Consider the following 7,092-nt stretch of genomic DNA (forward strand, 5'->3'; position numbering starts at 1 on the left):
TCAGCAGAATAACATCGCTTTATCACGGAACATGCCCACCTTCAAGATAATTCAGGTCTTCTATGTGAGGCGTTATAAAAATGGCAAGTTCATTTTCCTCTTCTTCCTCCGACACATAGCTGAACAATCGACCCACCAACGGCAAACTTCCCAAAAAGGGGACAGCCGACCGCACCTCCGTTTTGTTCTTGCGGATTAGCCCGCCAAGACAAAAAGTTTCCCCATCCTTCAACACCACAACCGTTTTTAGATTGCGGGTACTAATGTCTCGTGGACCATCTCCGGTACTACGTCCAGCGGTCTTTATTTCTGGCGAAACTTCCAGGGTAATACTTCCGTCCTGCGTGACCGTCGGCGTGATTTCTAGAGAAATTCCATCATTAAAGGAGCGGTAATCCGTAATGGGATAGCCATCTGCCGAAACTTGACTCACTAGATAGTAGACGGTATTGGTCACATTCAATTCGGCTTTATTACCGTTAATCGTGGCTAGCCTAGGCCGAGCCAACACTTCCGCAGAATTATTTTCTTCGAGGGCGGCCAATTCCATTTCAAAACGGTCCGGCAACACGCCCACCTTTCCAAAGGCCCCCGACTTTTGCCAACGGGAATCTGTAAAATCCCAGAACCCACGGAAGCCCACATTTTTCTCCCCCGTCTTACGGGCCGCCCCACCATGAATCCCGATTTCAAAATTTTTCCCCCGTTTAAATTCTACAATCAGACAAGACAATGTCACTTGCAAGGCAGGAACATCTACCTGGGACAGCAAATCTTCAGCCAAGCGAATATCTTCGCCGGAGCCATTCAACAGCAAGCTGTTCTGCTCCTTTACCTCTACAGCCACAAAACCGGAACTATGGGGAAACTTGGAAAGGAGCCCCAGCGCCCGTTCCGTATGCACATGTTTCAGAGTATAGAGCCGCGTTATTGATAACGTCTCTAGACGTCCCGTTCCTGCCACATACAGGGTTTTACGATCCAGGGAGTATCCTAGACGGCGGTCCTTGAAAATAGCCGACAGCAACGTCTCCAACGGTACGTTTTTCAAACGGAGGCGAACCACTTCGGCCATTTCACCATAAAGCGCCAGGTCTAGGTTCGCCACATCGGACAATTCCTTTAGCACACGTTCTAGAGGAGCCTCATTGGCGTCAATGGAATAGCAGGAATCTCCCCACAAACTATCCTTCTGCAAAAAGACTTGCCCCACCTCCGCATGACCGAAAGTTCCAGAAACCCCATCGGCAGTAACGCTTTCAGATTCTGCATCACCGGCTTTTTCTACGCGAAAAGCAGCCCCGTCCCGCACCAACTTGAAACCATTAGACTTCATCAGCAGACGCAAGGCTTCTTCGGCCGTTACACCTTGAAGATTGCCGTTCACTTCCCCATGTACCCCTTCCATCATCAGGACGTTCATTCCCGTGTTATTTCCAAATTCCCTTATAAAGTCTGCGATCCCCTTCTGCTTAACCGAAATCGAAATCAGGGAATCATGCATAGAGAACAGGTGCTCCCCGCGAATGCGGGCCTGCCGCACATGAAACACCTCTCCCGACTGGGCCAGCTCTAGCCCATGAGCCTCACACAGGGCCGCTAGTCCATCTAACACCCCCACCCCCTCAAGGTGAAAAGTGACACGGATATCCAGATTTCCATCTACCAGGATCGGCGTATCATAGGCCCGCGAAACAGAACGGACCACATCTGCAATCGGCGTGTCCACAAAATCCAAAGCGACCGCCTGCGCAAAGGCAACGCCGCTGAAAGCCCCCCAAAGGGCCCAGAACAGTACTTTTAAAGGATGCAAGAAATCCCGATTTGGTTAGGCTTATACCGCCCACAAGGGCGCCCGGCCAGGGATATAGAGAAAGCACTCCAATTTGAAGTGATGGAGATAATATATAAAACTGCAGACAATTTAACGCTAACTGGATAAAAAAAGCAACCGGCACATTTTTTACGTTTTTACAGCCCCTTTTTTACGAAAAATCCCTTGCCAACAGGTAGGGATATTCATAAATTTTGGACATGAAGATGATTTATGCTCTTACAGTTGCATTCGACGGCCGATGGTGGCGCGGACTCTAACATAGAGTCTGGTATTTGCAAATTGTATCGCGCGTTTAAAGCGTAAGAGCAAAGCGGCAAGGCTTCCAGACTCCCTGGAGGCCTTAAATTTTTCCTTAAAATTCTTGTTCCTCCGGGTCGGAACCACAACCCTGTTTCGGGTCGTGAAGCCTCGCCAAAAGAATTTTAATAAGTGCGTCATTCTGAACGCAGTGAAAGAATCCATGCTATGCTGGACCCTTCGCTTCACTCAGGGTGACGACGAAAAACGAAGGATTGAACATGAAGGAACCTCGTACCGACAGCATCTACGTCGCCCTCCCCGGCGAACGCTATACACCTTTCTCTCTCGGCAAGAAGCTGGGAGCAAAGGCAATCTTTGAATCCGCTTCTTTCGCTCATGGCCGTAGCCGCTACTCGACCTTGATGGTCGACGAAGCCTTCCGTCTCCGCCAGAACGAGCATGACGTTTCCATCGTCGTCGACGGCAAGGAAAGCGTATTCCTGAAGGAAGGCGAAGGCGACATTCTCGACGCCCTCATGATCATTTCCGGCGAAAACACCGTGCCGCCTAACCAGATGCCGATTCCTTCTTCTGGCGTGGGCTACCTTGGTTATGAATTCTGCGCCCGCTGCGATACCATTCACTTGGCCCCCCAGGTTGACGAATTGAACATTCCTGAAGCTGAATTCATGGTAGGTCACATCTACATCGTGTTCGACCACTACACCGAAAAGCTTCACCTGTTCGCATTGAACTACGAAGAACATCAGGTGGACCTGCCTGCCGCTATCGAAAACGTAAAGAAGCGCCTGGCCGACCTGGACTTCAGCTACCTGGCTCCGGAACCGGAAGTGGCCAAGGGCGTTACCGTTACCGATCTTTCCAAGTCCAAGGAAGAATACACCCAGAAGGTGGAAGAACTGCAGAAGCACATTGTGGCAGGCGACATCGTTCAGGCCGTGCCTTCTCGCCGCATCCAGTTCGAAAGCGACATCGAGGCTCTGGACATTTACCGCCGCCTCCGTTCCGTGAACCCGTCTCCTTACATGTTCTACCTGGATTACGGCACCCACCAGTTTATTGGTGCATCTCCAGAAAGCTTGGTACGCGTCCGTGATGGTATCGCAACCATCCATCCTATTGCCGGCACACGCCGCCGCGGTAAGGACGAAAAGGAAGATTACGAACTGATGAAGGAACTGAAGAACGATCCGAAGGAACGTGCAGAACACTTGATGCTCGTTGACTTGGCTCGTAACGATTTGGGTCGCGTCTGTGCCGCTGGCACTGTGGAAGCCATGAAGTTCATGGAATGCGAAAAGTACAGCCACGTGATTCATCTGGTTTCTGACGTTCAGGGTAAGGTCAGCGCCGGCAAGAAGTCTATTGAAGTGCTTCGTTCCAGCTTCCCAGCTGGTACCGTGAGCGGCGCTCCAAAGATCAGCGCTATCGAAATCCTTTCTGGTCTCGAAAAAGTCAAGCGTCGTTTCTATGCAGGCGCTGTAGGTTACATTGAATCCGATGGCGACCTGGACTTCTGTATTTCTATCCGTTGCTGTCTCAAGCAGGGCAAGAAGATCACCTTGCAGGCTGGCGGTGGCATTGTGGCCGCCTCCAACGCAGAACGCGAATTTGAAGAAACTAACGAAAAGCTGGGCGCTGTAAGAGCAGTGCTGGAAGGAAGTAAATAGGTACGAGGTCGCTACGCTTTCAGCTACGAGGTCGCGCCGAAGGCGCTTTGAGCTAGATAATGGCGGCTACGCCGCGTAACTTAAAACTCAAAGGCCGAAGGCCGCCCTCAAAGAGAGCCCCCTTGTGGGGCGAACGACCTCAAACCTCGAACCTAAAGGATTTATCATGATCGTCCTCATTGACAACTACGACTCTTTCACTTATAACGTTTACCAGGCTTTGGCCAAGATCACTAACGAAGAAATCCGCGTGCTCCGCAGCAAGGAATGCACCATCGCCGACATTGAAGCACTGAACCCCAGCCGCCTCATTGTGAGCCCGGGTCCGGGTCGCCCTGAAGATGCAGGCATCTCTGTTGAAGCCATCAGGCACTTCGCAGGCAAGCTCCCCATTCTCGGCATCTGCCTTGGTCACCAGGCTATTGGCTACGCTTTCGGTGCAAAGATCGTTGGCGCAAAGTTCATCAAGCACGGCATCGTCGAAGAAATCAACCTGGACGGTAAGGGTCTCTTCCGCACCATGGGCGCAAAGAATTCCTTCACCCGCTACCACAGCCTTGTCATTGACGAAACCACCCTCCCGCCGGAATTCGAAGTGACCGCCCGCGCCACAGACGGCGACATTATGGGCATTCGTCACAAGACCTTGGATATCGAAGGTGTGCAGTTCCATCCGGAATCCATCGCCAGCGACAGGGAAGCCGATTTCTTTAAGGCATTCCTCAACTACCGTCGTGAACCGCAGAACATTCGCGGTGTATTGAACACTCTCATGGAAGGCAAGGACCTGACTCGCGAAACTGCTGAAATGTTCATGGACGACTTGACCGATGGCATTATGGATGAACGCCAGATGGCAGCAATCCTTACCGCACTTTCCTGCAAGGGTCCCGTGGCTGACGAAATCGCAGGCTGCGCCGCTGTGCTTAGCCGCAAGAAGCGCAAGTTCCCCATTGCTGGCGACGAACTCACCGACATCGTGGGTACCGGTGGCGACGGCAAGGGCAGCTTCAATGTAAGCTCCATGTCTGGCCTTATCGCAGCAACCTGCGGTTGTAAGATTGCAAAGCACGGCAACCGCGCCGTTTCCAGTAAGTCTGGTGCAGCAAACTTCTACACCGCTGCAGGCTTCAAGCTTGACATGACTCCGGAAAAGGCTGCCGAAGTTCTGCAGAAAACCGGTTTCGTATTCCTCATGGCTCCCGTCTATCACGGCGCAATGCGTTACGCAGGTCCTGTCCGTGGTTGCCTCGGCATCAAGACCATCATGAACCTCATCGGACCTCTCACCAACCCTGCAGACGCCAAGTACCTTTGCCTTGGCGTGTACAGCAAGGCCGTCTTGGAACCGTTTACCAAGGCAGCTAAGGCTCTGGGTGCAAAGCGCGTCATGGTAGCCTTGAGCGACGACGGCTACGATGAAATTTCTCCTTGCGTTCCCACCACCATCGCAGAAATCCTGGAAGACGGCGAATACAAGGAATACCGCATCGACCCCAAGGACTTCGGCGTTCCCGCTGTGGACGAAGACGATCTGGCAGGTGGCACCGGCGAAGAAAACTTCAAGCTGGGTCTGGACATGTTGAACGGCAAGGGCCGTCCGGGCATCAAGTACGCCTGCGCCCTGAATGCTGGCGCCGCCCTCTACATCAGCAAGAAGGCCGCCACCATCAAGGAAGGCTACGACATGGCCATGAAGGCAATCGAAGACGGCTCCGTGCTGAAGACCATCGAAGCCGTGAAGGCTGCAAGCAATAGCTAGTCCCTCCCAGTGTCATTCTCGCGAAAGCGAGAATCCAGCTTTCAAAACTCCCCAACCGCAACGGTCGGGGAGTTTTTTTACTCGCCAAAAGTCATCAAAAACAGGAGATTAGGCAATGCCTCTAAACTGACGGCACGATAAACACATGCCATTTGCCAACATCATTCCCGCGTTCAATATAATGGCAATCAAGAAGGTGCTGAACCAGCTTGTTAACCGCTGAAATTCGAATACCAAGTTTTCGCTGAATATCGGCAAGCGTCAAAACCGGTTCACTTTGCATAAGGTTCAAAATACGGCCATAATTCGGGGTGCGAAATTCAACGCACTCGCCATCATACCACCAGATATCTTCACCACGCTTTGTAAGAAAGCGAACATCGCCATCAATTTCTTGCGCCACCATATTCTTAAAATACTTGAGAAATGGAGCGATAGTTCGCAACGAGGCATTCGCGCCTAATGTCGGCGCAGCACCTACAGCCAAATCGACTGCATGCAAGGCTTCCAGGTATTCGTCTTTCTTTCGACTGCGAACAACTACCATGGGAATATCATGTTTTGCCAAAATATAATTGACTAACAAACGAGCGATTCGACCATTTCCATCTTCAAATGGATGGATTCTAATATACCGATAATGGAACAGCGCAGCCAATTCCACAGGAGACAACTTCCCCTCTTTTTCTGCAGCATTATACCAATCCACCAAATCCGTCATCAGTGCAGGAGTTTCTTCTGGTGACGCATAGTCGAACCGATCTCCATAACGCGTAATGACACTATTTGGGCGAGTCTTGTATTGCCCTGCGTGAACCACATACCCGACTTGCATTCCACCAGGCAGTTCACGATGAACGGAATAATCCTCCCGCAATAGAGTATGATGCAGGCCCCGTATAAAATTTTGTGTAAGTGGAGTTTCCTTGATTTTAGCTTCAGCCACCATCATCTTGAGAGAAACTTCGCTGGCCACCATCTCCTGAACGCTCCGCACATTCGCTTCACCAATAACCTTCCCGAACAGCAAAAGGATTTCCGTCTGTCCATAAGTAAGGGTGTTCCCCTCGATATGGTTGCTGTTATAGTTGAAGTCAACGGAAAAACGACGAGCAAGACGGGCCCTATTTTCATCTGAAATAGGCTGGAGTTTTCTCCACGCATCAATGGCTTTTTCTAATGTTAGGTATCTCACGCCATCTAAAGTAGCAAAAATTTCGTAAAAAAGGTAGTCAAACAACCACCTTTTCACAAACTTTTCGTTCTAAACGGAGTATTTTAGGTAAAAGTTTAGTTGAAGCCTTGGAGACAACGCACTGAGTAACCGACGTTCTTATTGTAGTAGTACATGCAGGCAGACTCGTAGCCGTAGTACAAGTACATGCCGTAGGCGTAGCTGCTAAGGCCCTCGCTCTGAGAGGCAGACCAGAAGTAGGCATAGTTGCCGGCATCGAAGAAATTACCATTGCGGTAGCTGTCGCCTGCAGGGAGCGCGGAGAAGCCGTAGGTATCCGTTCCGTTGCCATTGCCGGACCAGCCACTGCCCGACTTAAGAGCCTCAC

At 51.1% G+C, this 7,092-nt stretch carries 5 protein-coding genes; 2 read left to right on the forward strand and 3 right to left on the reverse strand.

Going from position 1 to position 7,092, the window contains the following annotated elements:
- Positions 1 to 22: 22 nt before the first annotated feature.
- Complete coding sequence (locus MMG03_RS05415) at positions 23 to 1,729, reverse strand: type II and III secretion system protein (RefSeq protein ID WP_249505876.1); 1,707 nt, start codon at positions 1,727 to 1,729, stop codon at positions 23 to 25.
- 626 nt (positions 1,730 to 2,355) lie between these two features.
- On the opposite strand from MMG03_RS05415, the gene MMG03_RS05420 reads away from it, so the two are divergent.
- Both MMG03_RS05420 and MMG03_RS05425 read left to right on the forward strand, forming a co-directional pair.
- Positions 2,356 to 3,768: an anthranilate synthase component I family protein gene (locus tag MMG03_RS05420; RefSeq protein ID WP_073158014.1), complete on the forward strand. Its 1,413-nt coding sequence runs from the start codon at positions 2,356 to 2,358 to the stop codon at positions 3,766 to 3,768.
- A 166-nt stretch (positions 3,769 to 3,934) separates the two neighbouring features.
- On the forward strand, positions 3,935 to 5,530 hold the full coding sequence (locus MMG03_RS05425; RefSeq protein ID WP_249505814.1) for a bifunctional anthranilate synthase component II/anthranilate phosphoribosyltransferase: 1,596 nt from the start codon (positions 3,935 to 3,937) through the stop codon (positions 5,528 to 5,530).
- Between the two features lie 121 nt (positions 5,531 to 5,651).
- On the opposite strand, the gene MMG03_RS05430 is transcribed toward MMG03_RS05425, so the two are convergent.
- Together MMG03_RS05430 and MMG03_RS05435 are read right to left on the reverse strand one after the other, a co-directional pair.
- Complete coding sequence (locus MMG03_RS05430) at positions 5,652 to 6,725, reverse strand: Fic family protein (RefSeq protein WP_346348704.1); 1,074 nt, start codon at positions 6,723 to 6,725, stop codon at positions 5,652 to 5,654.
- Between the two features lie 95 nt (positions 6,726 to 6,820).
- The coding region (locus tag MMG03_RS05435) for an FISUMP domain-containing protein (RefSeq protein ID WP_275976886.1) at positions 6,821 to 7,092 on the reverse strand (272 nt) is incomplete at its 5' end.

It is taken from the genome of Fibrobacter sp. HC4 (assembly GCF_023373925.1).
Lineage (GTDB): Bacteria > Fibrobacterota > Fibrobacteria > Fibrobacterales > Fibrobacteraceae > Fibrobacter.

Bases quoted from the DNA above. Each gene is read 5' to 3' on its own strand.
- MMG03_RS05425 (WP_249505814.1), top strand. From the start codon at position 3,935: ATGATCGTCCTCATTGACAACTACGACTCTTTCACTTATAACGTTTAC.
- MMG03_RS05420 (WP_073158014.1), top strand. From the start codon at position 2,356: ATGAAGGAACCTCGTACCGACAGCATCTACGTCGCCCTCCCCGGCGAA.